This window comes from Rathayibacter tanaceti, from assembly GCF_001634385.1.
GTDB classification, from domain to species: domain Bacteria; phylum Actinomycetota; class Actinomycetes; order Actinomycetales; family Microbacteriaceae; genus Rathayibacter; species Rathayibacter tanaceti.
The window spans coordinates 1-738 of sequence record NZ_LIIN01000295.1 but is presented as its reverse complement, the minus strand read 5'-3'; the positions used below and the strand labels follow the sequence as shown (position 1 = coordinate 738).

Sequence of the window (738 nt, the reverse complement as noted above, 5' to 3'; positions counted from 1 at the left end):
GGTCAACCAGGACGGTGTCGTCAATCAGGACGGTGTCGTCAATCAGGACGGTGTCGTCAATCAGGCCTGTCGTCACTCTGCGCTGTCATCACTCTGCACTGGCTTCGATCAGCGCGGTGTTCGACCAGCGCAGTCCGATCGCGACCGATCTGGGTATCGCGTCGGATCCGCGGGGCTCGCTCGAGCGCGGTGCGGGTTAGGGTGGTGCGACGGCTGCGACCGTCCTCCTGCCCTCGGGCGGGTCAACTCCACAGAGCATCACCACGACAGGCGAGGAACGCATGGACGACTCAGGATCCGACCGCGACGACCGCGAATCCGGACGGCGCGACGAGCGGCCGCCGCGCGCAGGTGGCGTCGGCCGTTCCTCCGGTGGCCGTGGTCGACCTGACGAACCCGATCCGCGTCGCACTGGTGCAGCGCCTCCGCCGTATCGAGGGGCTGGCGAGTCGCGCCCGCAGCGTGAGGGTGACTCGCGGTCGCGTCGCGACGGAGACGCGCGTCCCTCCTACCGCGACGGGGGGGACTCCCGACCTCGGCGTGATGGTGACTCCAGGCCGCGTCGGGAAGGCGACGGACGCGGTTCCTCTCGCGGGGGTGGCGAGTTCCGTCCTCGGCGTGACGGCGACTCTCGTCCTCAGCGTGGTGGTGACGTGCGTCCTCAGCGGGACGGTGACTCCCGTGCGCGCCGGGAGGGCGAGCCGCGCCCGCCGTACCGTGGCCGGAGGGGAGTCGGCC

The 738-nt window shown here is 70.7% G+C and carries 1 protein-coding gene; it reads left to right on the top strand.

Annotation, left to right across the window (positions count from 1 at the left end):
• The coding region (locus ACH61_RS18730) for a hypothetical protein (protein WP_236713737.1) at nucleotides 1–200 on the top strand (200 nt) is incomplete at its 5' end.
• Between the last annotated feature and the right edge of the window lie 538 nt (nucleotides 201–738).